At 46.0% G+C, this 25,458-nt stretch carries 30 protein-coding genes and 1 tRNA gene; 22 read left to right on the forward strand and 9 right to left on the reverse strand.

The features are described 5' to 3' along the window. The first annotated feature begins 168 nt into the window (after positions 1-168). Positions 169-510 carry an immunity protein Imm33 domain-containing protein gene (locus GOL65_RS17140; protein WP_140918250.1) on the forward strand — a complete coding sequence of 114 codons (342 nt, stop codon included), beginning with the start codon at positions 169-171 and terminating at the stop codon, positions 508-510. A gap of 124 nt (positions 511-634) precedes the next feature. On the opposite strand, the gene caiE is transcribed toward GOL65_RS17140, so the two are convergent. After that, entirely contained in the window at positions 635-1,237 is a 603-nt protein-coding gene (gene caiE, locus GOL65_RS17145; RefSeq protein WP_140918249.1) for a carnitine operon protein CaiE, read from the reverse strand. Between the two features lie 160 nt (positions 1,238-1,397). Continuing rightward, positions 1,398-1,472 (reverse strand) — tRNA-Arg (locus tag GOL65_RS17150). A 320-nt stretch (positions 1,473-1,792) separates the two neighbouring features. Between GOL65_RS17150 and ccmA the strand changes: the two genes are divergently transcribed. The 11 genes from ccmA (at position 1,793) to GOL65_RS17205 (ending at position 10,040) form a co-directional block, all read left to right on the forward strand. Further along, positions 1,793-2,419, forward strand: coding sequence for a cytochrome c biogenesis heme-transporting ATPase CcmA (gene ccmA / locus GOL65_RS17155; RefSeq protein ID WP_140918429.1), 627 nt, complete (start codon positions 1,793-1,795; stop codon positions 2,417-2,419). Continuing rightward, positions 2,419-3,078 (forward strand): heme exporter protein CcmB, encoded by a 660-nt coding sequence (gene ccmB / locus GOL65_RS17160; protein ID WP_130591953.1) that lies wholly within the window; start codon positions 2,419-2,421, stop codon positions 3,076-3,078. Before ccmA ends, ccmB begins: the two co-directional genes overlap by 1 nt. A 60-nt stretch (positions 3,079-3,138) precedes the next feature. Then, positions 3,139-3,876 carry a heme ABC transporter permease gene (locus GOL65_RS17165; RefSeq protein WP_140918248.1) on the forward strand — a complete coding sequence of 246 codons (738 nt, stop codon included), beginning with the start codon at positions 3,139-3,141 and terminating at the stop codon, positions 3,874-3,876. Next, positions 3,873-4,088, forward strand: a complete 216-nt coding sequence (ccmD, locus tag GOL65_RS17170) for a heme exporter protein CcmD (RefSeq protein ID WP_140918247.1) — start codon at positions 3,873-3,875, stop codon at positions 4,086-4,088. Before GOL65_RS17165 ends, ccmD begins: the two co-directional genes overlap by 4 nt. Further along, positions 4,085-4,582 (forward strand): cytochrome c maturation protein CcmE, encoded by a 498-nt coding sequence (gene ccmE / locus GOL65_RS17175; RefSeq protein ID WP_130591950.1) that lies wholly within the window; start codon positions 4,085-4,087, stop codon positions 4,580-4,582. The genes ccmD and ccmE overlap by 4 nt, the downstream gene beginning before the upstream one ends. Then, positions 4,579-6,540, forward strand: a complete 1,962-nt coding sequence (locus tag GOL65_RS17180; protein ID WP_140918246.1) for a heme lyase CcmF/NrfE family subunit — start codon at positions 4,579-4,581, stop codon at positions 6,538-6,540. Before ccmE ends, GOL65_RS17180 begins: the two co-directional genes overlap by 4 nt. After that, a complete protein-coding gene (locus GOL65_RS17185; protein WP_140918245.1) occupies positions 6,537-7,091 on the forward strand; it encodes a DsbE family thiol:disulfide interchange protein in 555 nt (184 codons plus the stop codon). Before GOL65_RS17180 ends, GOL65_RS17185 begins: the two co-directional genes overlap by 4 nt. Next, positions 7,091-7,585 carry a cytochrome c-type biogenesis protein gene (locus GOL65_RS17190; RefSeq protein WP_140918244.1) on the forward strand — a complete coding sequence of 165 codons (495 nt, stop codon included), beginning with the start codon at positions 7,091-7,093 and terminating at the stop codon, positions 7,583-7,585. The genes GOL65_RS17185 and GOL65_RS17190 overlap by 1 nt, the downstream gene beginning before the upstream one ends. Then, on the forward strand, positions 7,582-8,787 hold the full coding sequence (ccmI, locus tag GOL65_RS17195; RefSeq protein ID WP_228723146.1) for a c-type cytochrome biogenesis protein CcmI: 1,206 nt from the start codon (positions 7,582-7,584) through the stop codon (positions 8,785-8,787). The genes GOL65_RS17190 and ccmI overlap by 4 nt, the downstream gene beginning before the upstream one ends. 37 nt (positions 8,788-8,824) lie before the next feature. Next, a complete protein-coding gene (mlaA, locus tag GOL65_RS17200; protein WP_140918243.1) occupies positions 8,825-9,580 on the forward strand; it encodes a phospholipid-binding lipoprotein MlaA in 756 nt (251 codons plus the stop codon). Between the two features lie 109 nt (positions 9,581-9,689). Further along, complete coding sequence (locus GOL65_RS17205; protein ID WP_140918242.1) at positions 9,690-10,040, forward strand: hypothetical protein; 351 nt, start codon at positions 9,690-9,692, stop codon at positions 10,038-10,040. Between the two features lie 58 nt (positions 10,041-10,098). Here GOL65_RS17205 and fadL read toward each other — a convergent pair whose 3' ends face one another. Beyond that, the gene (fadL, locus tag GOL65_RS17210; protein ID WP_140918241.1) at positions 10,099-11,394 is read right to left on the reverse strand and encodes a long-chain fatty acid transporter FadL; all 1,296 of its coding nucleotides are present in this window, start codon (positions 11,392-11,394) and stop codon (positions 10,099-10,101) included. Between the two features lie 414 nt (positions 11,395-11,808). On the opposite strand from fadL, the gene GOL65_RS17215 reads away from it, so the two are divergent. Then, positions 11,809-12,102, forward strand: coding sequence for a YfcZ/YiiS family protein (locus GOL65_RS17215; protein ID WP_140918240.1), 294 nt, complete (start codon positions 11,809-11,811; stop codon positions 12,100-12,102). A 79-nt stretch (positions 12,103-12,181) separates the two neighbouring features. Then, entirely contained in the window at positions 12,182-12,661 is a 480-nt protein-coding gene (gene sixA / locus GOL65_RS17220; RefSeq protein ID WP_140918239.1) for a phosphohistidine phosphatase SixA, read from the forward strand. Positions 12,662-12,744: 83 nt separating this feature from the next. Here sixA and GOL65_RS17225 read toward each other — a convergent pair whose 3' ends face one another. From GOL65_RS17225 to smrB, 4 genes are all read right to left on the reverse strand, one after another. Next, positions 12,745-13,068, reverse strand: a complete 324-nt coding sequence (locus tag GOL65_RS17225) for a low molecular weight protein tyrosine phosphatase family protein (RefSeq protein ID WP_140918238.1) — start codon at positions 13,066-13,068, stop codon at positions 12,745-12,747. Between the two features lie 7 nt (positions 13,069-13,075). Beyond that, the gene (locus GOL65_RS17230) at positions 13,076-13,288 is read right to left on the reverse strand and encodes a hypothetical protein (RefSeq protein WP_140918237.1); all 213 of its coding nucleotides are present in this window, start codon (positions 13,286-13,288) and stop codon (positions 13,076-13,078) included. 249 nt (positions 13,289-13,537) lie between these two features. Next, positions 13,538-13,852: a hypothetical protein gene (locus GOL65_RS17235; RefSeq protein WP_140918236.1), complete on the reverse strand. Its 315-nt coding sequence runs from the start codon at positions 13,850-13,852 to the stop codon at positions 13,538-13,540. A gap of 75 nt (positions 13,853-13,927) precedes the next feature. After that, complete coding sequence (smrB, locus tag GOL65_RS17240; RefSeq protein WP_140918235.1) at positions 13,928-14,479, reverse strand: endonuclease SmrB; 552 nt, start codon at positions 14,477-14,479, stop codon at positions 13,928-13,930. Between the two features lie 202 nt (positions 14,480-14,681). Here smrB and prmB point away from each other — a divergent pair, with 202 nt between their 5' ends. The 6 genes from prmB to GOL65_RS17270 all read left to right on the forward strand — a co-directional run bounded on the left by prmB (position 14,682) and on the right by GOL65_RS17270 (position 19,390). After that, complete coding sequence (gene prmB, locus GOL65_RS17245; RefSeq protein WP_140918234.1) at positions 14,682-15,614, forward strand: 50S ribosomal protein L3 N(5)-glutamine methyltransferase; 933 nt, start codon at positions 14,682-14,684, stop codon at positions 15,612-15,614. A 94-nt stretch (positions 15,615-15,708) separates the two neighbouring features. Further along, on the forward strand, positions 15,709-16,794 hold the full coding sequence (gene aroC / locus GOL65_RS17250) for a chorismate synthase (RefSeq protein WP_140918233.1): 1,086 nt from the start codon (positions 15,709-15,711) through the stop codon (positions 16,792-16,794). A gap of 11 nt (positions 16,795-16,805) precedes the next feature. Further along, a complete protein-coding gene (mepA, locus tag GOL65_RS17255) occupies positions 16,806-17,639 on the forward strand; it encodes a penicillin-insensitive murein endopeptidase (protein ID WP_140918232.1) in 834 nt (277 codons plus the stop codon). A gap of 3 nt (positions 17,640-17,642) precedes the next feature. After that, on the forward strand, positions 17,643-18,443 hold the full coding sequence (locus GOL65_RS17260) for a sulfite exporter TauE/SafE family protein (RefSeq protein ID WP_140918231.1): 801 nt from the start codon (positions 17,643-17,645) through the stop codon (positions 18,441-18,443). A 43-nt stretch (positions 18,444-18,486) separates the two neighbouring features. After that, positions 18,487-19,047, forward strand: coding sequence for an elongation factor P hydroxylase (locus GOL65_RS17265; RefSeq protein ID WP_140918230.1), 561 nt, complete (start codon positions 18,487-18,489; stop codon positions 19,045-19,047). A 70-nt stretch (positions 19,048-19,117) separates the two neighbouring features. Further along, entirely contained in the window at positions 19,118-19,390 is a 273-nt protein-coding gene (locus tag GOL65_RS17270) for a YfcL family protein (RefSeq protein ID WP_140918229.1), read from the forward strand. Between the two features lie 304 nt (positions 19,391-19,694). Here GOL65_RS17270 and mnmC read toward each other — a convergent pair whose 3' ends face one another. After that, entirely contained in the window at positions 19,695-21,716 is a 2,022-nt protein-coding gene (mnmC, locus tag GOL65_RS17275) for a bifunctional tRNA (5-methylaminomethyl-2-thiouridine)(34)-methyltransferase MnmD/FAD-dependent 5-carboxymethylaminomethyl-2-thiouridine(34) oxidoreductase MnmC (RefSeq protein ID WP_140918228.1), read from the reverse strand. A 175-nt stretch (positions 21,717-21,891) separates the two neighbouring features. Here mnmC and fabB point away from each other — a divergent pair, with 175 nt between their 5' ends. Then, positions 21,892-23,106 (forward strand): beta-ketoacyl-ACP synthase I, encoded by a 1,215-nt coding sequence (gene fabB / locus GOL65_RS17280; RefSeq protein WP_140918227.1) that lies wholly within the window; start codon positions 21,892-21,894, stop codon positions 23,104-23,106. A 183-nt stretch (positions 23,107-23,289) separates the two neighbouring features. Beyond that, positions 23,290-24,204 carry a threonine/homoserine exporter RhtA gene (rhtA, locus tag GOL65_RS17285; RefSeq protein WP_140918226.1) on the forward strand — a complete coding sequence of 305 codons (915 nt, stop codon included), beginning with the start codon at positions 23,290-23,292 and terminating at the stop codon, positions 24,202-24,204. A gap of 89 nt (positions 24,205-24,293) precedes the next feature. Here the strand turns inward: rhtA and GOL65_RS17290 are convergent, their stop codons facing one another. Further along, the gene (locus GOL65_RS17290) at positions 24,294-25,334 is read right to left on the reverse strand and encodes a PLP-dependent cysteine synthase family protein (protein WP_140918225.1); all 1,041 of its coding nucleotides are present in this window, start codon (positions 25,332-25,334) and stop codon (positions 24,294-24,296) included. Between the last annotated feature and the right edge of the window lie 124 nt (positions 25,335-25,458).

Raw genomic sequence — 25,458 nt, forward strand, 5'->3', positions numbered from 1 at the left:
ATTTTTAGTACCACCACCAGTTAGAGTCTCCGGCCAGCATTTTGATGAAGAGAGTGGTTTACACTATAACCGACATCGTTATTATGAACAGGTTGAGATTAATTTTTATCAGTCTATACCTAATTTCAGGTGTAATAAGAGCTTTGGAGCGGGTAAAAGGAATACATCATGAACAATAAGGAAGAATTAGAACAGATACAAAAACAACTTTGCGAAAAATATAACTCACCTTGTTTCTTTTGTACTGAAAATGAAATTATTGGTATCGCAATTGAATCAATTAAACATCAGCCAATATATGGAGTAAGACACGACAGCGATAATGGCACATGTGGATGGTATCTTTGGGGTGGAAATTATTCTGACGATGAAAATTTTTTCCAACCGATTCATTTTTCGCATATCTATAAGATTATTCCTGATTATGTATTGAAATATCTTGCATTGGCTTCGGGATTTAAATTTATTACAGATATTAATGGTTATGAAGATGTTTGGTATGAAGAATAATGCTTTCTATATCATCCAGATAATTTGTATGAAGTTTAAATCTGTTCTCTGTCAGAGATTGTGAAATCAGAACACTATTTTTGAATATATCAAAGTATGGTAACTGAAAATGACAAAACTCCAGTTATTTACCCATCTCCCCTTTAGGCTTAACCTCCGTAGTCCCTTTTAACCGAGGACGATTAGCTTCCATCTGTTCTAAAGGCATAACTTTCCGCATGGATAGCAGAGATCGGGAAGCGAGATCCTGATATTCCAATGTATTCAGTTGCTTCCAGTGGAGTTCATCATCTGAAACGTCACGCACGTATTTTGCCGGTATCCCCATTAATAACTGCCTGTTCTTGCCAATGAACCCTGCTTTAACAAAGCTCATTGCACCAATAATACTTTCCTCACCGATAATTGCTCCGTCCATAATGACGCTATTCATTCCAACCAGGGCATCACGACCAATGATACAGCCATGCAATATGGCGCCATGTCCAATATGACCAGATGAATGAACGATGGTATCTCTGTCGCAATAGCCGTGCATAGTGCAGCTATCCTGAAGATTAGAGCCTTTTTCCAGAATCAGCCGTCCATAGTCTCCACGCAAGGAAGCGTGAGGGCCAATATAAACCCCTTCACCGACAATTACATCGCCAATAAGCACTGCACTAGGGTGTACATAGGCAGTGGGATGAACAACAGGTATTAATCCTTCAAATGAATAAAAACTCACTGGAGCTCCTGATGGCCTGAATTTTTGATAGCGTTTAGCATCAATAAAGGGAGGTTTAATAGTATAGAAATAAGTAAGTTATATAAGAAAGGCGTTCAATATTGGTGAGTTGTATAGCATTAATAAGTAGGAAGAGGGGCGGTATTAATAATCGTCTGAATGGCGTCCCCGACAGGAATCGAACCTGTAACTAGCCCTTAGGAGGGGCTCATTATATCCATTTAACTACGGGGACTTATGCAGCGGCAGCAGTATACCTATTTTTATTCAGAGATTCAGCACTGTTGAGTGCGTTTGGTTAATTAGTGACAGGTTAGTCGAATTTTAGTTCCAGCCTGACTGAAATTGCTATTTAGCATTTTATTCTCCTATTTCTGCAATTGGTGGTTTTTAGATGTAGTTCACATTCTTCTGAGTTTCCTATTCAGTGTTTGATCTGAGGCCGTATTTTACCCACAATTAGGTAGCTAACCGCTAGGTGCGAAGCTACGAGCCGCTAAAAGGCTGTGATATGATAAAGCCAATTTTTACCAATTGAGAGTTATGTGTAATACGATGCTGGAAGCGCAAGGACTGAATTGTATTCGTGATGAAAGAGCCCTGTTTACCGGGCTGAGTTTTGCTATTCATCCCGGAGAGCTGGTCCAGATTGAAGGGCCTAACGGTGCAGGGAAAACCAGCCTGTTACGCATTCTTGCAGGATTAGCCAGCAGTGATGGTGGTGATATCCTCTGGCAAGGGGAATCAACACGCCGTAATCGCGATCGTTACAATCATTCTCTTCTCTATATTGGTCATCAGGCAGGCGTTAAAGCGGTATTAACGCCGTTTGAAAACCTTTCATTCTTTCAGAAATCTTCCGGTAAAAAAGATCCCGATGCCATCTGGAGTGCGTTATCACAAGTTGGTCTGGTAGGGTACGAAGATGTGCCAGTAGCACAGCTTTCTGCCGGTCAGCATCGTCGTGTTGCCCTGGCGCGCTTGTGGTTGAGTGATGCACCACTGTGGATTCTGGATGAACCATTAACCGCTATCGATAAGCAAGGTGTAGAGCATTTAACTCATCTGTTTGAGCAACATGCAGAAAAGGGCGGTATTGTGATATTGACGACCCATCAGGATATGATGAGTACCCGTTGCCCGATTCGTAAAATAAAGCTTGATGGCGGGGTGTGGCGCTGATGTTTATTTCGATTTTGCACCGCGAGTTGAAAATTGCTTTTCGCAGGGGCTCTGAAATTATTAACCCGCTGTGGTTCTTTTTAATTGTGGTAACTCTGTTCCCATTAAGCATTGGACCTGAGCCACAGCTGCTATCCCGTATTGCTCCGGGAGTTGTTTGGGTTGCAGCGCTACTGGCTTCACTACTCTCGCTGGAACGATTACTAAGAGATGATTTTTTGGATGGTTCACTGGAGCAACTGATGTTGTTGCCGGTACCTTTGCCGCTGACTATTCTGGCAAAAGTATGTGCTCACTGGCTGTTAACCGGCTTACCATTACTGATTTTATCGCCACTGATGGCGCTGTTATTGTCGTTTGATTATGCAACCTGGAAAGCGGTGGTGCTGACCCTATTGTTAGGAACACCGACACTAAGCTTTATTGGTGCAATTGGTGTATCGTTAACTGTTGGCCTGCGTAAAGGCGGGGTTTTACTGAGCTTACTGATACTGCCGTTATATATTCCGGTATTGATTTTTGCGACCTCGGCGATTGATGCCGCATCGATGTCGCTGCCTATCAATGGTTATTTAGCCATTTTAGGCGCTATTTTAGCAGGAACCGCGACGTTAGCACCTTTTGCCGCTTCAGCCGCTTTACGGGTAAGTGTGCAATAACAAACATAATAGTTATTAACTGATTATTTTAATTACAACCAAGTGTGAGCATAAACAACTATGTGGAAGTGGCTGCATTCCCTCGCGAAACCCGAGACGCTATATCGTCTTTGCGGTAGATTTATTCCCTGGCTGGCAATAGCCGGTATCATTAGTTTATCTGCTGGCTGGATATGGGGATTTGGCTTTGCCCCGTCGGACTACCAGCAGGGTGACAGCTTCCGGATTATCTATATCCATGTGCCAGCTGCTATCTGGTCGATGGGGATATACGGTTCCATGGCCATCGCCGCATTTATTGGCCTGATATGGCAAATGAAATCGGCGGATATGGTGGCTTCAGCAATGGCACCGGTGGGAGCTGTGTTTACCTTTATCGCATTAGCTACCGGTTCCGCATGGGGAAAACCAATGTGGGGAACGTGGTGGGTATGGGATGCTCGCCTGACGTCTGAACTGGTTCTGCTGTTTTTGTACCTTGGTGCTATTGCGCTGTATAACGCCTTTGATGACAGGCGTCTGGCAGGAAGAGCAGCAGGTATTCTGGTACTGGTTGGCGTAGTGAATTTACCGATTATCCATTTCTCAGTGGAGTGGTGGAATACCCTGCATCAGGGTTCAACCAATATGCAGCAAACCGTTGACCCAAGCATGAGAACGCCACTAAGACTCTCTATCTTTGGTTATCTCTTCTTCTTCATTACTTTAACCCTGATGCGGTTACGTAATTTAATTCTTATTCATGACCGCCAGAAACCTTGGGTTGAGTCACTGGTTAGTAAGGGGGCAGGCAAATGACACCGGCATTTTCTTCATGGCAGGAATTTTTTGCAATGGGTGGTTATGGCTTTTTTGTCTGGCTGGCCGTAGCGGCAACGGTGATCCCACTACTGGCTCTGGTCTGGCATACCCGCTGGCAACGGAAACAATTACTAACGGAAATTCAACGCCGTAAATCTCGTGAAGCCCGAATCGAAAATGCGAAGAGTAAGCAGGAGACAAGCCTATGAATCCGCGTCGTAAGAACCGAATGTATCTGGCGATTGCCGTATTGGTTGGAATGGCGGTAACGATTTCACTGGTGCTGTATGCCCTGCGTTCTAATATCGACCTGTTTTACACCCCGGGTGAAATCGTCTACGGTAAAGGTGAAGATAAAATTAAACCTGAACCGGGGCAGCGGTTACGTATTGGCGGAATGGTGATGACAGGATCGGTGAAACGCGATCCTGAATCTCTGAAAGTCAGCTTTAAAGTTTATGATGCCCGTGCTGCAATTGACGTTCACTACGAAGGTATTCTGCCAGACCTGTTCCGTGAAGAACAAAGCGTAGTTGCTCAGGGTGTATTTGAAGAGAACAATGTGATTAATGCTAAAGAAGTATTAGCCAAGCATGATGAAAATTACATGCCGCCAGAAGTGGAAGAGGCGATGAAAGATAATCATCACCGTCCTGAAGCCGATTATAAAGATAAACCCGCGGCTCAGGGGAATGCTAAATGATACCTGAGATTGGAAATTTTGCGCTGGCGTTGGCAACTGCTCTGGCGCTGCTATTAAGCATCTATCCGTTATTGGGTGCTTATAAACAAGATGCGCGAATGATGGCCGTTTCCCGGCCATTAACCTATGGGTTACTGGCTACCACCATGCTGGCTTTTGGTTGTCTGGTATATGCCTTTATTATTAATGATTTCAGTGTTATCTACGTAGCAACAAATTCCAACAGCCAGCTTCCGGTTTATTTCCGCATGGCGGCCGTTTGGGGGGCTCACGAAGGTTCTCTGCTGTTATGGATCGTTTTGCTTTCATTATGGACCGGTGCTGTTGCACTCTTCAGTAGCAAAATGCCGTTGGATGCCGTAGCCAGAGTGCTGTCGGTGTTAGGGATGATTAACGTTGGCTTCCTGCTGTTTGTTATTCTGACCTCTAATCCATTTACTCGTACTTTACCGATGTTCCCGATTGATGGACGCGACCTGAATCCGCTGTTGCAGGACGTAGGTCTGATCTTCCATCCACCGTTGTTATATATGGGATATGTCGGTTTCTCGGTAGCTTTTGCATTTGCTATCTCTTCTCTGATGGTTGGTCGTTTAGATACAGCATGGGCTCGCTGGTCTCGCCCGTGGACCACCGCAGCATGGATTTTTCTGACGCTGGGTATCGCGCTGGGATCTTACTGGGCTTATTATGAGTTAGGTTGGGGTGGATGGTGGTTCTGGGATCCGGTTGAAAATGCGTCATTGATGCCATGGATTACCGGCACAGCATTAATGCATTCACTTGCCGTAACGGAAAAACGAGGCACTTTCAAAGCCTGGACCGTATTACTGGCGATTGTTTCGTTCTCCCTGTGTTTGTTAGGCACTTTCCTGGTGCGTTCAGGTATTCTGGTTTCCGTTCACTCCTTTGCTTCGGATCCGGCGCGCGGTATGTTTATTCTGGCGTTCCTGGTTGTAGTAATTGGTGGATCTTTACTGTTGTACGCAGTAAATGGTGCGCGAGTCAGTAAGACCAAGGCTCGCCACGAGTTCTTCTCCCGTGAGTCTTTCCTGCTGGGTAACAATATTCTGCTGATGGCGGCAATGCTGGTAGTTCTGCTCGGCACGCTATTACCATTAGTGCATAAACAATTAGGATTAGGTTCAATCTCTGTTGGTGCACCATTCTTTGATTCAATGTTTATCTGGCTGATGGTGCCGTTCTCCCTGTTATTGGGTGTCGCACCGTTGGTTCGCTGGCGTCGTGATGAACCATCAAAGCTGCTAAAACGCCTGATTGTTGCTCTGATTATTACACTGATAGCTTCATTTACCTTACCGTGGCTATTGCAGGATCAGATTGTCGCTATGACGGTATTGGGCCTGATGATGTCCATCTGGGTAGTCGTGCTGACCGTGATGGAGCTGCATGAGCGAGCCACTCATCGTCATGGTTTCATTAAAGGCTTAACTCAACTTTCCCGTAGCCACTGGGGAATGGTGATTGCTCATCTCGGCATGGCCGTTACGGTATTCGGTATTGCTTTTAGCCAGAACTATAGTGTGGAACGAGATGTGCGCATGAAAGATGGTGATAGCATCATGATTCACGATTATAAGTTCACTTTCCGTGATGTTCGTGAAATCTCCGGACCAAACTATACCGGTGGTGCCGGTGAGTTGGAAATCACGCGTAAAGGTAAACCTGAAGCAACGTTACACGCTGAAAAACGCTACTACAAAGTTGCAGGTAGCATGATGACTGAAGCTGCTATTGATGGTGGTATCACCCGCGATTTATATGCCGCATTGGGTGAGCAGCTTAATGATGGTGCCTGGGCAGTTCGAATCTATTACAAACCGTTTATTCGCTGGATTTGGTTTGGTGGCTTGTTTATGGCGTTTGGCGGTCTGCTGTGTATTCTCGACCCACGTTATCGGATTAAAAAATCATTAGCCCGTGAGGAGACAGTATGAATAAGAAGTTGCTGTTTATTCCATTAATTGTCTTTCTGGGGCTGGTGGTCGCATTTATGGTTCAGCTACAGCGTAACGCTCAGGGTGACGATCCAACCTCTCTGGAATCGGCACTGATTGGTAAGCCGGTACCAAAATTTAAGCTGGAGTCGTTGGATATCCCCGGAAAAGTCTACGATCAGGCAGCATTACATGATGGTAAACCGATGTTATTAAACGTCTGGGCAACATGGTGCCCCACCTGTTATGCCGAACATCAGTTCTTGAATAAACTATCGGCACAAGGGATCCGTGTAGTCGGCCTGAATTATAAAGATGAGCGCAATAAAGCCATCAAGTGGCTGAATGATTTGGGCAACCCTTATGCACTAAGTTTGTATGACAACAACGGCATGCTAGGACTGGACCTCGGTGTTTATGGTGCTCCGGAAACTTTCCTGATTGATGGCGACGGTATTGTGCGCTATCGCCATGCTGGCGATCTTAACGATCGTATTTGGGAAGAAGAAATTAAACCCCTTTGGATTAAATATCAGGGGAGCGGCTCATAATGCTTAAACGTATTTCATTTATTCTGTTCGGCCTGATGATGACCTTTGTAGCTCATGCGACCATTGATACTTATAACTTTAAGTCAGTGGAAGAAGAGCAACAGTTCCGTGAGCTGACTGGACAACTACGTTGCCCTAAATGCCAAAATAACAGCATTGCCGATTCAAATGCTCCTATAGCAACAGACATGCGAGAGAAAGTGTATGAGTTGATGGAGCAAGGACAGTCCCGGCAGGATATCATCAACTATATGGTTGATCGTTACGGCAATTTTGTCACTTATGAACCGCCGATTACGCCAGCCACTATTTTCTTGTGGTTAGTTCCTGTGCTGTGTGTGGTAATTGGTGCTGCTGCGATTGTGATGCTTTCTCGCCGTCGTAAAGCCAGTGCTTCAGAGGCGGAGTCTGAGACTTTATCCGAGCAAGAAAAAGCACGATTACAGCAATTATTAAGCGATAAAACGGGCGCTAAAGGCAGGAAGAAATCATGATCGCATTTTGGCTGACAATCATTGTATTACTGGTTATTGCTGCGGCATTACTGATCGTGCCAACGTTGGGTAAACCTGACCCTAATGCAGACACCGACCGTGACGCAATTAACAAAGCATATTATCAGCAGCGTCTGACCGAGTTGAGTGCAGATGAAGATCAGGGCGTTATTGGCGAACGTGACACTATGATCGCTGAATTACAACATAACCTATTGGAAGATATTCCGGATAGTGAGCGGGCCACGAAGCAGGCTCCACTTGGCAAGACGGCATTAATACCCGGCGTCTTACTGTTGGTTGTAGTATCGCTGGGGCTCTATTTTCATACCGGTGGCTTAGCTCAGGTGATGCAGTGGCAGCAGATTGTGAAGATGCTACCAGAGCTGCGTCAGAAAGCGGATAGCGGTCAACTGGTGGCAACGGAAGATATCGCCCGTTTTGGTTTGGGTTTACGTACTGAGTTGCTTTCCGATCCTGATAATGTTCGCGACTGGACAATGTTGGGCTTAGCCGGACTAAAATTGGGTGATGGTGAAATGGCATTGCAGGCTTACGAAAAAGCCTGGCAGCTGTCACCAAAAGACAGTTACATTCAGATTATCTACGCTAAGTTGTTGACCCGTTCTAATAACCCAAATGATATTCAACAGGCCAGCGATATATTGAAAAATATCCTGAAAACGGAACCTGATAATACTGACGCGCTGTCAGCATTAGCGATGAATGCGTTTGGCCAGGGTAATTTTAATGAAGCAATTATGGCCTGGGAGAAAGTCTTAACTCTGTTACCAGCTGATGCCAAAGGTCTTGATGTTATCAGAAGTAGCCTTGCTTATGCTAAAGCTCAGGTGACATCTAATGGCTATCGATTAGCAGTTAAACTGGCGTTATCACCAGAAATGACATCACATTTACCCGCGCAAGGAAAAGTAATGATAGCGGTACTGGATGGTGAATCTCCAATACCGGTAGCAGTTAAACAATTGCCGTTAGATAAATTTCCGTTAGAATTGGCATTAGATGACAGTAATTCGATGATGCCAGCACGTTTACTTTCCAGCCTTAAGCAGGTGAAAGTGAAGGCTACCATTACCAGCAACGATCAGGCAGATACCCAACGTTTGATCGGTGAAAGTGATGTTCACACATTTAGCGGTAAAGAAACTGTCGACGTGACCATTGGGCAGATTAAACAGTAAGTGCTGTGCTGTAAGCCTGCATATTAGGGAGAAGAGAATGAAGCGCCGTCTTATCAGTATGGCACTGGCCGGAGTGATGCTAGCCGGATGTGCTAACAGCGGAAGCATGAACGAAGATGGAACTCGTCAGGATCCGCTGGAAGGGTTTAACCGTTCCATGTTCAACTTTAACTATAAGTATATGGATCCGTATGTTGTCCGCCCTGTCGCGGTGGTATGGCGTGACTATATGCCACAGCCTGCACGTAATGGTTTAAGTAATTTCACCAGTAACCTGGGTGAACCAGCCAGCATGGTGAACAACTTCCTGCAGGGCAACGTTTATGATGGTTTCCGCCATTTTAACCGCTTTTTCGTGAATACCCTGTTAGGTATGGGCGGTTTTATTGATGTTGCCGGTATGTCCAATGACAAGCTGAAAAAGGGCTATAACAAAGAGTTCGGTCAGGTGCTGGGTCATTATGATGTTCCATACGGTCCTTACGCCGTATTACCTGCTTATGGCTCTGCGACCCTGCGTGATGAAGGTGGTGGCTATGTGGATTACGTTTATCCGGTGCTAAGCTGGATAACATTCTGGGGCTCTGTGGGCAAATGGACCGTTGAGGGTATTGAAAGTCGTGCTCAATTCCTCGATCAGGACCAGATGCTGGCTAATTCGCCGGATCCTTATATCTTCGTTCGTGAAGCGTACTTCCAACGTCATGATTTCCTTGCAAACGACGGTAAGGTTGATGTAGAGAAGAACCCAAATGCGGATGCATTGAAAGATCAACTGGATGATATCGATTAATTATTAATATTATTGATTGAAAAAATCTGAGACCTCCGACCGACAGTGATTGTCATCGGAGGTTTTTTTATAGGATGTTACTCGGAACTTACCGAGCAGAAGGGATGTAATGATGAAGTATCTGGTGATGATTATTGCGGGATTATGTTTTACCAGTTCAGCTTTAGCCGCCTGTGCAGAAGATGAAAATGCACATTGTACATATTACAAAGCTGGGGAGTTAAAAAGCGAAAGTAGCTGCAAGGTAACAACCTGCGCAGCGACAGATGTGTATTTCTTAAGCCAGTGGGAGTGGGGCAATGGTAACCATGTTGATATACACATGGATCCGGAAACTAAAAAAGTGACATTAAATGATAAGCCAACCTACAGTTTACCTTCTGAAATTACTGGAAAAATGACCTGTTTTGGTGTTGTAGACAGTGATGAGCTGATGTGTACTAACTCTGGCAACTTCTAAGCAAAAAATAACGCCACTCCTTATAGAGTGGCGTCAGATATAGAACAGTAGGACTGAATCAGAAGGTATAGTTCAGGTTGATACCGTATAGCCATGCTTTCCCTTCTGAACGGAAGGTATAGGTTGGGCTATTGGCTGAGTTGTTCAGTTTCTCTTCAATCTTCACTTTTTGCCCGTGCATATAAGATACGCCAAGATCAATTGAAGCATCTTTGGTGAAGATGTAGGTTGAACCCAGGCTTAACCATAAACGGTCCTGGTCAGGAATTGAAATTGAACGGGTGTCAGCAGGTACTGCGCTATCGTCAAACGCAATACCGGCACGCCAGGTCCAGGTATCATCATGATAGTAAGTGGTACCTAACGCGATACGGTATGCATCACGGAAGTTTTCTTTCTTATAGAACAGCGTTTGTCCTTCGTTGCCGGTACCTTTTAACTCTTTGAACTCACTCCAACTGGTATAGCTCAAGCCGTAATGCATAGCCCATTTCGGTGCTACTTTATGGTATCCCGCAATCTCCCAAACTTCTGGCAGAGACAGCGTTAAATCACCATTAACAGTTTGACCATTGGTTCCCCATGGCATCCCTGTAGCGGCTTGTAGAGCGTTATATCTGGATGGTAACTCACTGCTGTAATCACCACTAAAGTCGATATCTACCTGTGAGCGATAGCTCAGGCCAATACGGTTTTCTTTATCGATTTCATATAGCAGACCAGCGTTCCAGCCATAGCCCCACTCGTCGCCTTTCATATGAACGACTTCAGTATCTCTTGGCATTCCGTTGCTATTTTCACCGGCATGACGGTTGATTTCTGCTTCTGCGTAGATCGCATTAAAACCAGCACCAAAGCTGAAATATTCATTGATACGGTAAGCGGCGCTGAGATTAAGGTTGCCGGTTTTTAATGAGGTTTTACCCGCTAAAGGGCCTGCCGCATAGTCATCAGCGAATTGGGTAGAAAGGCCGTAGTTACTGGTTAAAAAGCCACCAACAGCCCAACGATCATTAATTGGATAGATAAAGTGAAAGTTAGGAACCCATTCGTTTGGCGTAATGTCACTAACGGACATATCTGAACCTGACGGTGAAGTACCGCTGATTTTTACTGTAGGTTGGACGTAAATGGCGCCACCAGAAAATGTAGGGCGGTCAAACATCGTCATTGATGCAGGGTTACGGCTACCTGATGCCGCATTATCAGCAATCACACCTTCACCGGAAAACGCACGACCTAACCCTGAAGCTGATGATTCCTGAAGCTGGAAGCCTGATGCATAAAGATTAGAAGATACTGCTGCTATAACAATTGCCAATGCTGACTTTCTTAAAATATTTTTGTGGTGCATACCAAAATCTCAAAAGTGATAAAAATTATTACGGATTGTAATAATTGAGGCGGCATTGTAGGGAGTAAGATGATAGCGACAGATTAGACCAGTTGACCGGAATGACTGAGGTTAAGGGGGATTCGGGCTGAATACTTTAGTTAAAAGTAAATACTTTTTACATACAGGGCTGGTTACATTTGGGTTGTATCAACATGAAAAATTATAAAGGCAATAATAATCATATTGTTATAAATCAATTTTGTGTGGAACGATTAATTATTGCCCGGATGATTGACCCTGCCATAACAAAACTCATGCGCAAATTGGGCAGGAAGAGTAGTATAGGAAAGATTATTGAATTTTGAGCTAGATCTCATTCAGGTTTTAAATAAAACGACCATTCAGCCGTTTTATTCACAGGAGAAGAGTACGATGTCTGATTCATTAAAATGTAATGCACAAGAAACCGCTGCTTGTTGTTGTGTTGATGTTGGTACCGTGATGGACAACACGGATTGCACCGCGTCTTACCAAAATGTGTTTACCAATCGTGGTGAAGCAGAGCTAATGTTGAAGATGCTGACAGAAAAAGCACGAGCAACAGAGTCTGAGCCTTGCCTGATTGAAAGCCGTCTGACTGACGTGGCTGGTGGAGTGGAGCTGAGCGTAGACTTCACATTCTCGTGCCAGGCTGAAACCATGATTTTCCAACTGGGTCTGCGTTAATCGCCGCCAGTTTTTGTATAGTTTAGAATAATGCTAACGCCGGAATACCGGCGTTAGCCATAAATGGACGGAGCAAAACATGCAGGTGTTAATTATGCGGCATGGCGAGGCCAGTTATCATGCTGACAGCGATCCGGCTCGCAACTTAACAGAGCGTGGGCGTAAGGAAACGGCTCAAATGACGCTCTGGCTACGACAACAAATTGCTGATATTGAATGGGTATTAGTCAGTCCCTATGTTCGTGCTCAGCAAACGCTGGACGTAGTCAAAAATGAATTCCCTCTGCTATCTTCCTCTACCATAGAAACGTTCTCAGCCCTTACGCCGGGTGGTGATGCCATATTATCCGCCGATTATCTGATGACCTTAGCGCAGGATGGGGTGAGTTCCGTATTAGTGGTTTCTCATTTACCGCTGGTGGGCTATCTGGTGTCTGAACTTTGCGGAGGAATATACCCGCCTATGTTTAGTACTTCAGCCATAGCGGCGATTACGCTGGATGTCGAAACTGGCAGAGGCTCTCTTGACTGGCAGCAAACGCCAGGTTCACTGGGCTAATTGTTGAAGAGTATTTAGATTGGTTCTAGTGAGTATTCCGGCCTTAAGCATAAACCTGCTGTCGGGCCGGAAAAGTCAGTAATTTAAAGTCCAAGCCGATGCGCTACTACTTCCTCCAGCAAACTTACCAACTCTGGATCCATATACTTGTAGTCGTCAGGAATATCCAATACATGAAGGGGCTTATGTTCTATCAGACGCTGGTATTCCGCCACAATACGGTTCTTATGTTTTTGTTCCATAACGCAAATCACATCAGCCCACTGTAACAATACCGGAGTTAACGGTTTACGGGCATTGCGACTGGTTCCGGCTGATTTAACTGAGAGGTCGGGATGGCGACGCCATACCTGCTCTGCGGTAGGGCTTCGCCATTGGTTACGACTACAGATAAATAATACATTCATACGGCAGTCAGGCCTCTTCCATGGCTTTTAGCGTTCGTTGACTATTGGATATTCTGGGGTACTCAATACCTAGCTGCACCGATCTTGCCAGCTTGTCATGACGGGTATAGAGCATTTTCCAGTTCTTTTCTCCACGATAGTCGTCTTTTGCCCGACCACCCTGGTGTTTTTTACGTTTGTTTTGTGAGAGCCGCCAGGCCCGGTTTCGGATGTTATCCATAAATTGATGCCTCATCAGATTAATCGTGGTTCAGCAGCCGCGATAATACAGAGAGGTTGAGACGGGTTAGCGTCCGGCTTTATGATACCGAATGTAGCCAATAACCGTCCAGTAGCTATTTTTGCGAATCGAGCTGCTCAGGGTTAGTGGCTAAAGGGGAAAAGAGCGCAGGTAAGTAGTGAACAGCTTGATACATGGCTACCGATGAGAGAGTTCCACAGAGAATGGAAAGCCAGAGAACTTCAAAATCTAACTGTCCCAAAAAATAAATAGAGTGGTTGGGAGTAATCCCGACGTTATTGCACCAATCAGCGCGGCAAAAGGAAACTTTTGATACAACGGCGTTAAGTTGGCAATAATGATTCCAGTCGTCAGTGCCGGCAAACTTCCCCAGATATAGGTAATGAGCAGAACAAAAGGTAACTCACGGACGATATCGCGGAAGAAACCAGATGGATAACCCGTATAGATATATATCGTGGGAATCGCAACAATCAGTCCAATTAATGGCCCCAAAAGGGTAAACCAGACGGTATTATTTATTATTCGATGTGTTTTACTCATATTTGGCAACTCCCTGCGGTGGACATCATCAGACTTTCCGGCAGGTTAACTGGCGTATGTGAAAATAACGTGAAGTTAGAATGGAGTTGGGTCTTCAGAAGTTTCCTGAGCAATTAATACCAATATTGCGGCGTTCCCACCAAACTCTTTAGGTGCCTGATGAAAGGCCATCACATCTGGATGTTGTGCCAGCCATAACGGCGTTTGCTGTTTCAGTACATAGGTACCATAGCCATGCATAATACAAGCACAGTGAACATGTTCCCGACGGCAGGCGGCGATCAATGCCCCTAACTCTTGTTTAGCCTCTGCTTGTGTTAATCCATGCAGGTCAAGAAACAGCTCTGGCGAGTAATCACCACGGCGGAGTTTTTTTACTTCATAGCTATTAGCGCCAGGGCGCACATAACGGATAGGACTATCTTCACTTAGCAGAGGCTGAAATTCATCAGAAAAATAGAAACTGGCATCCATTTGCTCCTGAAGTAAACGTTCAACCGGTCGCTTTTTCACTTTGGGTTTAATGCGATGCAGAGCCTTATCCTGGCGCAGGGGTTTTATTCCACGAACCGAGTCCCGAAATAGCGCATGTTCTTCATCTGATAAGGTAAATTTATTTTTCTTCAAGAGTTCAAAATTGACTAAATGTGATAAAAGATAACGCTTAGTGTAACCCGAACGAGCGTTCTGTCTACGTCAGATATAAAATGAGTGTGATTATTTGTGCTGAACTGATAGCAGAATTACGCTTGATTACAGCTGATTTGTTACAAGCTTCGTGGCAAACTAGGGGGTTATTTGCGAATTCTATTCCTTGCCGGAGGGCTCATTGGACAAAATTTTTGTAGATGAAGTGGTTAACGACATGCATACCATTCAGGATATGCTGCGTTGGTCCGTCAGTCGTTTTAATGCGGCAAGTATTTATTACGGCCATGGAACGGATAACCCATGGGATGAAGCCGTTCAACTGGTACTGCCAACTTTGTTCCTACCGCTGGATATTCCCCCGGAAATGTATTTTTCTCGCCTGACGCTCAGCGAACGCCAGCGTATTGTTGAACGAGTTATTCGCCGGGTAAACGAACGTCTACCAGTGGCCTATCTGACCAATAAAGCCTGGTTTGCCGGTCATGAGTTCTTTGTTGATGAGCGGGTATTAGTGCCTCGTTCTCCAATTGGTGAACTGATTAATCATCGTTTTGAATCACTGATTACTCAGGAACCGCAAACCATTCTGGATATGTGTACTGGCAGCGGCTGTATTGCAATAGCCTGTGCCTATGCTTTCCCGGAGGCTGAAGTCGATGCGGTCGATATTTCTGTTGATGCGCTGGCAGTAACTGAACAAAATATTGAAGCGCATCGCATGGAACATCGTGTTACACCCATTCGTTCCGATCTGTTCCGCGATATGCCGCCGGTAACATACGATTTAATCGTTACTAACCCGCCTTATGTGGATGCGGAAGATATGTCAGACTTGCCAAAAGAGTTCCGTTATGAACCGGAACTGGGGCTGGCAGCGGGTACCGATGGTCTCAAATTAGTACGTCGTATTCTGGCTCGTGCGCCAGAATATCTGAATGAAGACGGTGTATTAATTTGCGAAGTAGGTAACAGCATGGTGCATCTGATGGATGAATATCCGGATATTCCATTTACCTGGCTGGAGTTTGAGTTCGGCGGCGATGGCGTATTTATGCTAACGCGGGACCAACTGCTGGCATGCAGCGAACATTTTCGTATCTATCGCGACTAATATTTATTGCAACTAGATTATTGCGATTGTTGTGACAATCACTTTTACCGGGCTATTGAACGCTCTGATGATAAATAACAGCTAAGGAGCTGTGATGGCAGGGAACAGTATTGGAGAATTATTCCGTGTGACGACCTTTGGCGAATCACATGGTGTTGCATTGGGATGTATTGTTGACGGCGTACCCCCAGGGATTCCCCTGACCGAGGCTGACTTACAGCACGATCTGGATCGTCGTCGTCCGGGCACTTCCCGCTATACCACTCAGCGTCGTGAGCCTGACAGCGTTCGTATCTTATCTGGTGTATTTGAAGGGGTAACTACCGGCACCAGTATTGGTCTGTTAATAGAGAACACCGATCAGCGTTCACAAGACTATGGCGAAATTAAAGATCTGTTTCGTCCGGGACATGCCGATTACACTTATCAGCAAAAATATGGCCTGCGTGACTATCGCGGCGGAGGTCGTTCTTCTGCCCGTGAGACAGCGATGCGCGTAGCGGCTGGCGCTATTGCCAAAAAATATCTGAAGCAGCAATTTGGCATTCAGGTTCGCGGCTATTTGTCACAAATGGGTGATATTAGCTGTGAGTTAAAAGACTGGGATCAGGTAGAACAGAATCCCTTTTTCTGTCCGGATACCGATCGTCTGGAAGCGCTGGATGAACTGATGCGCGAATTAAGAAAAGCGGGTGATTCCATTGGTGCCAAAGTGACGGTGGTAGCAGATAGCGTTCCGGTTGGATTAGGGGAGCCGGTTTTTGACCGTTTAGATGCTGATTTGGCCCATGCTTTGATGAGTATTAATGCTGTCAAAGGCGTTGAGATTGGTGATGGTTTTGCCGTAGTGAATAAACGCGGCAGTGAAAATCGTGATGAGATTACACCAGAAGGGTTCCTGAGTAACCACGCTGGCGGTATTCTCGGTGGTATCAGCAGCGGGCAGCAAATTGTTGCCAATATTGCGCTGAAACCAACGTCCAGTATTACTATTCCTGGACGGACGATTAATAAGCAGGGCGAAGCAGTAGAAATGATTACCCGAGGTCGCCATGATCCTTGTGTAGGTATTCGTGCGGTGCCGATCGCAGAAGCGATGATGGCAATTGTTTTAATGGATCACTTGATGCGTAATCGCGCACAGTGCAATGACGTGAAATCAGACGTTCCACGTTGGTAAGGATATTAGTAATGAAAAAATGGTTTTTAGTCGCGGCAGCGTTAGCGTTTAGCGCTTCCGTAACGGCAGCAACTCCGTGGCAGAAAGTGAAGGAACCGGTTGCCGGTGAACCGCAATCTATTGGTGGTTTCTCTAACGGTTGTATTATTGGCGCTGAGCCTTTGGAACTGCAGGGAGAAGGGTATCAGGTAATGCGTAGCCAGCAGTTACGCTATTTTGGTCACCCAAATCTACTGTCGTTTATCGACCGTTTAACCACTGAAACTCAGGCAAGTGGTTTAGGTAATGTGCTGGTGGGTGATATGGGAATGCCTGCCGGTGGTCGTTTTGCGACCGGACATGCCAGCCATCAGAGTGGTTTGGATGTCGATATCTGGTTACAACTGCCAACTTCTCGCTGGAGTGCAACTCAGTTAAAAAATCCGCGAGCCATTGACTTAGTCTCCGGTGACGGCAAGCGTGTGGTTGAAAGCCTGTGGCAACCACAAGTTGGTGAGTTGATTAAACTGGCCGCCAGCGATCGTGATGTGACACGTATTTTTGTTCATCCGGCCATCAAGCAAAAGCTGTGTCAAACCGCCGGAACCGATCGTACCTGGTTACGTAAAGTCCGCCCATGGTTCGGTCATCGCGCCCATATGCATGTGCGTTTACGCTGCCCGGCAGATAGCCATGAGTGTGAAGAGCAGGCAGCTATTCCTGCTGGCGATGGCTGTGGAGCAGAACTGACCAGTTGGTTGGAAGCACCGGCTAAATTACCTAATGCTAAACCTAAAGATCCGGTTATTCCGGAACCACCGGCAACATGTAAAGCACTGATAGTGAATAATTTTAAGGCAGAATAATAAATGGAGTGGCTTCCGCTCGGCGTTGAGATTTATCTGATTCTATTTTTTGTTGCAATGCTGGCCGGATTTATTGACTCCATTGCGGGTGGTGGTGGGCTGATTAGCCTGCCAGCACTCATGTCAGTCGGTATTCCGCCTGCCCAGGCGCTTGCCACTAATAAACTACAGTCTATCGGCGGATCCTTTTCTGCCAGCCTCTATTTTATCCGCCAGAAAGCAGTGGATTTAAAGGATCAGCGATGGACCATCCTGCTGACATTTATTGGCGCCATGATTGGCGCCATTCTTATTCAGCATATTGATGCAAATATTCTACGTTCTATTCTGCCGTTGTTAGTGATTGCCATTGGGCTCTATTTTATTTTCAGCCCTAAAGTAGGGGAAGCGGATCGCCAGAAACGTTTAACCACCTGGCCTTTTGCTTTCGTTGCCGGATTTTGCGTGGGTTTCTACGATGGCTTTTTTGGACCCGGAGCCGGTTCTTTCTTTGCCTTAGCCTATGTTACACTGCGCGGCTTCAATCTGACTAAATCCACGGCTCATGCCAAAGTATTGAACTTCACTTCTAACCTGGCTTCCCTGTTGTTTTTTATCCTGGGGGGAAAGGTTATCTGGAGCGTTGGTTTAGTGATGTTGTGTGGTCAGGTTATTGGTGCTCGTAGCGGTGCCCGTATGGTGCTGACCAAAGGGCAAAAATTGATACGGCCAATGTTGATTACCGTATCGTTCGTGATGAGCTGTAAACTAATTTATGATAACCACAGCGCTGAAATTCATCAGTGGGTTGCAGGCTTTTTCTAATAAAACAGTAGGGATACACCCTCTTAAAGCAGAGTGACGTTAATTGACCAGACAACATAACCCTCAGGATCTTATCGATCTGTTTGAGCAAACTTTTGGTGTGGACTATCAGACTAAATTGATTCAGGGCAATGATGAACCCATCTATCTGCCAGCAGATGATAAGACTCCGTATCACCAGATAGTTTTTGCTCACGGCTTTTACGCCAGCGCTTTTCATGAAATTTCTCACTGGTGTATTGCCGGAGATCAGCGCCGTCAGCAGGTTGACTACGGATATTGGTATTGCCCGGACGGACGCAGTGCTGATAAACAGTCTGAATTTGAAGTGGTAGAGATAAAACCACAGGCCTTTGACTGGTTTTTCTGTGTGGCATCCGGTTATCCATTCAACGTCAGTTGCGATAATCTGGAAGGGGATTTTCAGCCAGATCGCATCGCATTTCAGCGTAAAGTTCATGCTCAGGTCATGGATTATCTGGAGAACGGTATACCAGAGAGACCCGCTCGTTTTATTCAGGCGTTACAGAAGTTTTATCAGACCAGTCCATTAGCTGCGGATGATTTCCCTTATCCGGAATATCCTACCGGCTGGTGTAATTAATTTGCTCTGGTCTTAAATTCAAAGGGGCTTTTGCCACCTGGCTTTATTATTAACCAAGTAGAGAAACCGCATGATTGCAGAATTAGAGAACCGCATACTGGCTTTGATTGATAGTAACGTTGAACATGCCAGCGATGATGAACTGTTTGCTGGCGGTTATTTACGCGGACATATCACGCTGGCTGCGGCTCTGGCCGAAGAGCAGGGCCGCAGCAGTTTAGACGATTACTCACAATTGATTGAGCAAAGTTTAGATAAAGCCATTAAAGCTGGTGAGCTCTCTCCGCCGGATCAGGTGTTGGTTTTTAATTTATGGAAGAGTTTGCAGTTGAAAGTGGGGTAATTGAGGCGGCTGGCAAATCAGATAAATTAGCACCTTTGCATATTCCGACCGTAAAGACTATGTGCTTAAATTGATATAGAGTGCGGTCGGAAGACAATCAGTACTTAGCTATGGAGTGCGTTGGGCCTGGCCGGGTTAGGGGCGCTCCGGCAGCTAAAGCTGCTACGACCCCAACACCCGTCCCTCCTAACGATTGGCTATCTTAAGGCACTAAACTGAGCTAACAGATGTTGCCATCAATTTGATTATTCGTTTTACTTTTTTGGTTCGGACGAATGAAATATTCGTCCGAACTCAATGTGATTTACAGTGGTGTTCCTTTCAGTAGTTTTCTTACCCAAAGTCGATTTGGGTTTAGTGCAGCCAAAATATCAGCGGGTAATGGCAATGGTTCATTAAAGATCTGTCCTGCCAGGGTTTCTGCCAGTAAAGGGGCAGAACAAAGGCCGCGAGATCCTAATCCACTCAGCATATACAGTCCCGACCATACCGGAGCCTGTTCTACTTTTTCACCTCGTTTGAGTCTGCGATCCAGATGTTGGTAGGATTCTCGTAGCCGGGAGTAATCTGCAACGGCTCCCATCATGGGCAAATGGTCTCGAATAGCGCTACGAACGCTACACCGGGCTAATCCTTCGCTGATATCGATATGCTGTGGCCAGTCGATATCAGGCAGGCAATTTAGCAGTCGCTGGCGGTTTTCCTGTTGATCTGCCTGATGATAATCAGTCTGGCTATCTCCCCGGCCATAGCTGGCACCAATGCAGTGGTATTGATAGTTAGCATCTACTGGCGTCATATAACCATCGTAGCAAAGTACGTGTTTTAGCTGAGCCAATTGTGAATTGGTTGGAACCTGGGATACCTGACCGCGTACCGGCGTTAGCGAAAGTTGATTCGTTTGCTCAAATTCAGTGACCTGATAGCCATTGGCTAAAATAACAGTGGCATGTTGGGCACTTTTTCCATGGCTGAAGGTTAATTCCCATCCTTGTTTTGTCGGTTTGAGTCCAACAAGGGAATGTTGGTAACAGGCTTTCATGCCGAGCGTTTGTGCATGACGTAATGCATTAGTGGTTAACTGACGGGGAGAAAGCCATCCGCCTGAAGGATAGTGAATACCTCCACAGCCGGTAGGCAATCCACATAACGTTTCGACTTGTTGCTGTGACAAGCGATGGGCGATCTCTGGTAAAGGGTTTGATGCCAGAATAACATCATTTTTATGACAACTCTTTTCGTTATAACCCAGCTGAGTGACGCCACACCATTGATGGTCAAAGTCTATACCTTCCCTTAACAGGCTGTCGTAATGCTGACAGGCAAAAGTGAACGCATGACTGAAGAAACGGGTCATGGCATTCTCTCGACCTAACAGAGGGTAGAGAGCGCCCTGATAATTTCCTGATGCACCCTGTGCCGGCAACTCATCGGCACAATACATCGTGACCGTTGCACCACGACGTAACAGGGACAGGGCCGTCATAGCGCCGGCGATACCACCACCAATAATCGCCACATCCATTGGCTGCTGGGCGCAGGGGCTGGTATACCAAGGTGCGTTTAGCGCTTGTTGAGGAGATAAGTCCGGTTGACGAACTCCCACTAACATTTCTCGTTTTTGCCCAAAACCCTTAATGCGTGAAACTTCAAAGCCAGCTTCCTGCAAACCTCTGCGAACGAACCCGGCGGCAGTAAAGGTGGCAAAGGTGCCTTGTTCTGTCGCAAGCCTGACCATTTGTTGAAAGAGTAGGGGAGTCCACATTTCCGGATTTTTTGAGGGAGCAAAACCATCGAGAAACCAGGCATCTACTTTGCCATTAACGCTGTCATCAAGTTGAGGTAGTAGTGTATTTACATCACCAAACCACAGGTCCAACGTTACCCGACCATTATCCAGTAGCAGCCGATGACAGCCTGGCAAGGCAGAAGGCCACTGTTGTTGTAGCTGTTCACATAACGATGAAAATTGTGGCCATGCCTGATGAACCTGCTGTAAGTCTTCCCGTCGTAAAGGAAATTTTTCAAAGCTGATGAAATGCAGATGTTTTAGCTGGGTTTCCGGATGATTTGTATAGAACTGACGAAAAGCATTCCATAGGGTAAGAAAGTTCAGGCCGGTGCCAAACCCAGTTTCAGCCACGGTAAAACTACGCTTAGCATGTACAACGAATCTTTCAGGAATATGATTGCCCGTTAGAAAAACATATTTCGTCTCTTCCTGACCATCCTGATTAGAAAAATAAACGTCATCAAATTCTCGGGAAACAGGTGTACCCTGTTCGTTCCAGTTGAGGTCAGCATGTTGGATTGGGGTGTGATTCACGTTAAAAGACCGTCTGTTCAAGTGCTAGCGAGAGCTTAATGATGGACGACTCGTCAGGAAATTAACATCTTTTGTTGCATCTTTTTTGCTGATCGGACTTGTTCAGCTTACAAGTGTAAGCTAATCTGTTATGCAAATTCCGCCATGCAATATAAAGTAAAAACAGAGGTAATAGATGAAACGTGCAGTTATCACCGGTTTAGGTGTTATTTCTAGTATTGGTAATAATAAACAAGAGGTCCTTGAGTCTTTAGAATTAGGGCGTTCTGGTATTACCCATGCTCAGGAACTGCAAGATGCCGGCATGCGTAGTCATGTTTGGGGTAATATTAAGCTGGATACCGCTGGATTAATTGACCGTAAAGTTGCTCGTTTTATGAGTGATGCCTCAATTTATGCCTATCTTTCTATGCAGGAAGCAATTCAGGATTCAGGATTAGCGGATAATCAGGTTTCTAATGAACGTACAGGTTTAGTGGTTGGTTCTGGCGGTGGTTCTCCACGTAGCCAGGTTGCCGGCGCTGATGGTATGCGTTCTCGTGGTTTACGTGGCGTTGGTCCTTATATGGTGACCAAAGCAATGGCCTCAGGTGTTTCGGCCTGTCTGGCAACGCCATTCAAAATTCGTGGTGTTAACTACTCAATCAGTTCTGCCTGTGCGACATCTGCACACTGTATCGGTCATGCGGTTGAACTGATTCAACTGGGCAAGCAGGATGTAGTATTTGCTGGCGGCGGCGAAGAGCTGTGCTGGGAACTTTCCTGTGAGTTTGATGCTATGGGCGCACTGTCTACTCAATACAACGACACGCCAGAAAAAGCCTCTCGTACTTATGATTCAGCCCGTGACGGTTTTGTCATCTCTGGCGGTGGCGGCATGGTAGTGGTTGAGGAACTGGAACATGCTCTGGCACGTGGTGCACATATCTACGCTGAAATCGTAGGTTATGGCGCAACCTCTGACGGTGCTGATATGGTTGCTCCATCAGGTGAAGGTGCTGCACGTTGTATGAGAATGGCAATGCACGGTGTTGATACCCCGATTGACTACTTAAACGTTCATGGTACTTCCACTCCGGTTGGTGATGTGAAAGAGCTGGGTGCAATTCGTGAAGTGTTTGGTGATAACACACCGGCAATTTCATCGACTAAAGCGATGACCGGTCATGCATTGGGCGCAGCTGGCGTACACGAAGCTATCTATACTTTACTGATGGTAGAACACGGCTTTATCGCTCCAAGCATCAATATTGAAAACCTGGATGAACAGGCTGCCGGTATGAACATTGTGACCAAGACAACTCGTCGTGAATTAACTACGGCAATGTCTAACAGTTTCGGCTTTGGTGGTACTAACGCCACTCTGGTAATGCGTAAATACAGCAAATAATCTTTTCAGTTTATCTGTTAAAAAACAGCCGGTGAGATAATCACCGGCTGTTTTTATTTTATCGAATGGGGTAAAACCCCTCAGGTTATTCAGGTATCATAGTGGCTATTCTGGCCCAGCCATCCTTAGTTTATAAAAGCTCTTTCGGTTAATTGGATTACCGAAGGACGGTTAATTATTCCTATGTCTTTGAAAGATAAAAAATCATCTGTATTAGTGCCCATTATTTTGCTGCTTATTGCCATGTTATCTATTCAGGGCGGTGCATCGCTGGCGAAAACCCTTTTCCCTGCGGTTGGTGCTCAGGGCGTAACGGCTTATCGTCTGTTTTTAGGTACTATTATTCTGATGATATTTTTACGCCCGTGGCGTAAGCAAACAACTCGTACACCTGCTCCCGGTGCGCGTTGGTGGCTGGTGGCGTATGGCCTGTCTCTTGGTGGGATGAATTTGCTGTTTTATATGTCTTTGCGGACGGTACCGCTTGGGATTGCTGTTGCATTAGAGTTTATCGGACCGCTGGCAGTAGCCATGTGTTCTTCCCGTCGTGTGGTGGACTTCCTGTGGATTGGCTTGGTGATTGTCGGGCTGGGCTTACTGCTCCCGCTACGTCAGTCGGTGAACGGTATTGATCCGGTAGGTGCCTGTTATGCGTTAGGCGCTGGTTTCTTCTGGGCGTTGTATATCATATTTGGTCAACGCGCCGGGGCTAACTACGGTACCCGTTCTGTTGCGTTAGGCGCACTGGTGGCAACTATTATCGCAGTACCTATCGGCGTTGCTCATGCGGGCAGCGATCTATTTGCCTTATCGTTATTGCCGGTAGCGATTGGTGTGGCGATTCTTTCTACCGCACTGCCTTATTCATTAGAGATGGTTGCTTTGACCAGGCTTCCAGCCCAAACCTTTGGTACTCTGACCAGCCTGGAGCCAGCAATTGGTGCGCTATCCGGTCTGATTTTCCTTAATGAAACTCTTTCCTGGATGCAGTGGATGGGGCTGTTTGCGGTCATTGTTGCTTCGATGGGAGCTTCGTTGACGATTCGCCGTAAGACGAAGCTGGAGACGGTGGAGATAGAGAAGGGCGATCCTTTATAAACCTGGTTCCTTTTGAACGAATACCCATGGTGTGGGGACAAGTGGCGTTGGTTTTTTAACGCCTCTTGCCCGGCCATTAGTATAACGTCTTAAAGATCCAGCAATAATCCCTGATATTCACTTAAATCCCCAAGATTCTGCTTCACCCACTCAGGATTATAATAAGTATCCAAATAGCGTTCCCCACTGTCACACAGCAGAGTCACTATTGCGCCGGTCTCGCCTTTATCGCGCATCCGTTTCATCAACTGTAACGCACCCCAGACATTGGTGCCGGTAGAAGCACCGGTTTTACGGCCGAGGATCTTTTCCAGCCATAGAATGGTGGCGATGCTTGCGGCATCAGGAACCTGTATCATTTCGTCAATAACTTGTGGAATAAATGAAGGCTCAACACGTGGGCGACCAATACCTTCGATGCGACTACCACAATGGCCGGAGGTAGTACGATCTCCGGTTTGGTAATAGTTGTAAAACACTGAGTTTTCCGGATCGACTACCACCAGTCGGGTATCGTGTCCCTGATACCGAATGTAGCGGCCTAATGTTGCGGAAGTACCACCGGTACCGGCACTCATTACAATATAGTCAGGGATGGTATGGGGCTCGCGTTGCATCTGACGAAAAATACTGTCGGCGATATTATTATTACCACGCCAGTCGGTTGCCCGTTCGGCATAGGTAAACTGGTCCATATAGTGACCATTAAGCTCTTTCGCTAAGCGTTCTGATGCTTCATAAATTTCGGAGGGATGTTTCACAAAATGGCAGCGGCCGCCGTAAAACTCAATTAACTCTATTTTACGTTTGGCGGTACAGTCCGGCATCACGGCAATAAACGGCAGGCCCAACAAGCGCGCAAAGTAGGCTTCAGATACCGCAGTGCTGCCCGATGAAGCCTCAATAATAGTGGTGTCCTGTTTGATCCAGCCGTTAGACAAGCCGTATAAGAACAGAGAACGAGCCAGGCGGTGTTTCAGACTACCGGTAGGGTGGGTACTCTCATCTTTCAGATAGAGATGAATACCCGGAAATTGTGGAAGCTGCATACGGATTAGATGCGTATCGGCGGAGCGTTGAAAGTCTGCTTCGATTTCGCTGATAGCCTGTTTTACCCATTGGCGATTCATATTTTTTGTCCTTTGACAGCCTGTAAATAACCTGCCAGGCAGGTTTGATTCTATACTGATAGATTAACTGTGATGACAGAAAAAATTATTGCTATTTTTTCTGTATAATAGACATATGGTAGAA

It is taken from the genome of Limnobaculum xujianqingii, assembly GCF_013394855.1.
In the GTDB taxonomy this organism is placed as follows: Bacteria; Pseudomonadota; Gammaproteobacteria; order Enterobacterales; family Enterobacteriaceae; genus Limnobaculum; species Limnobaculum xujianqingii.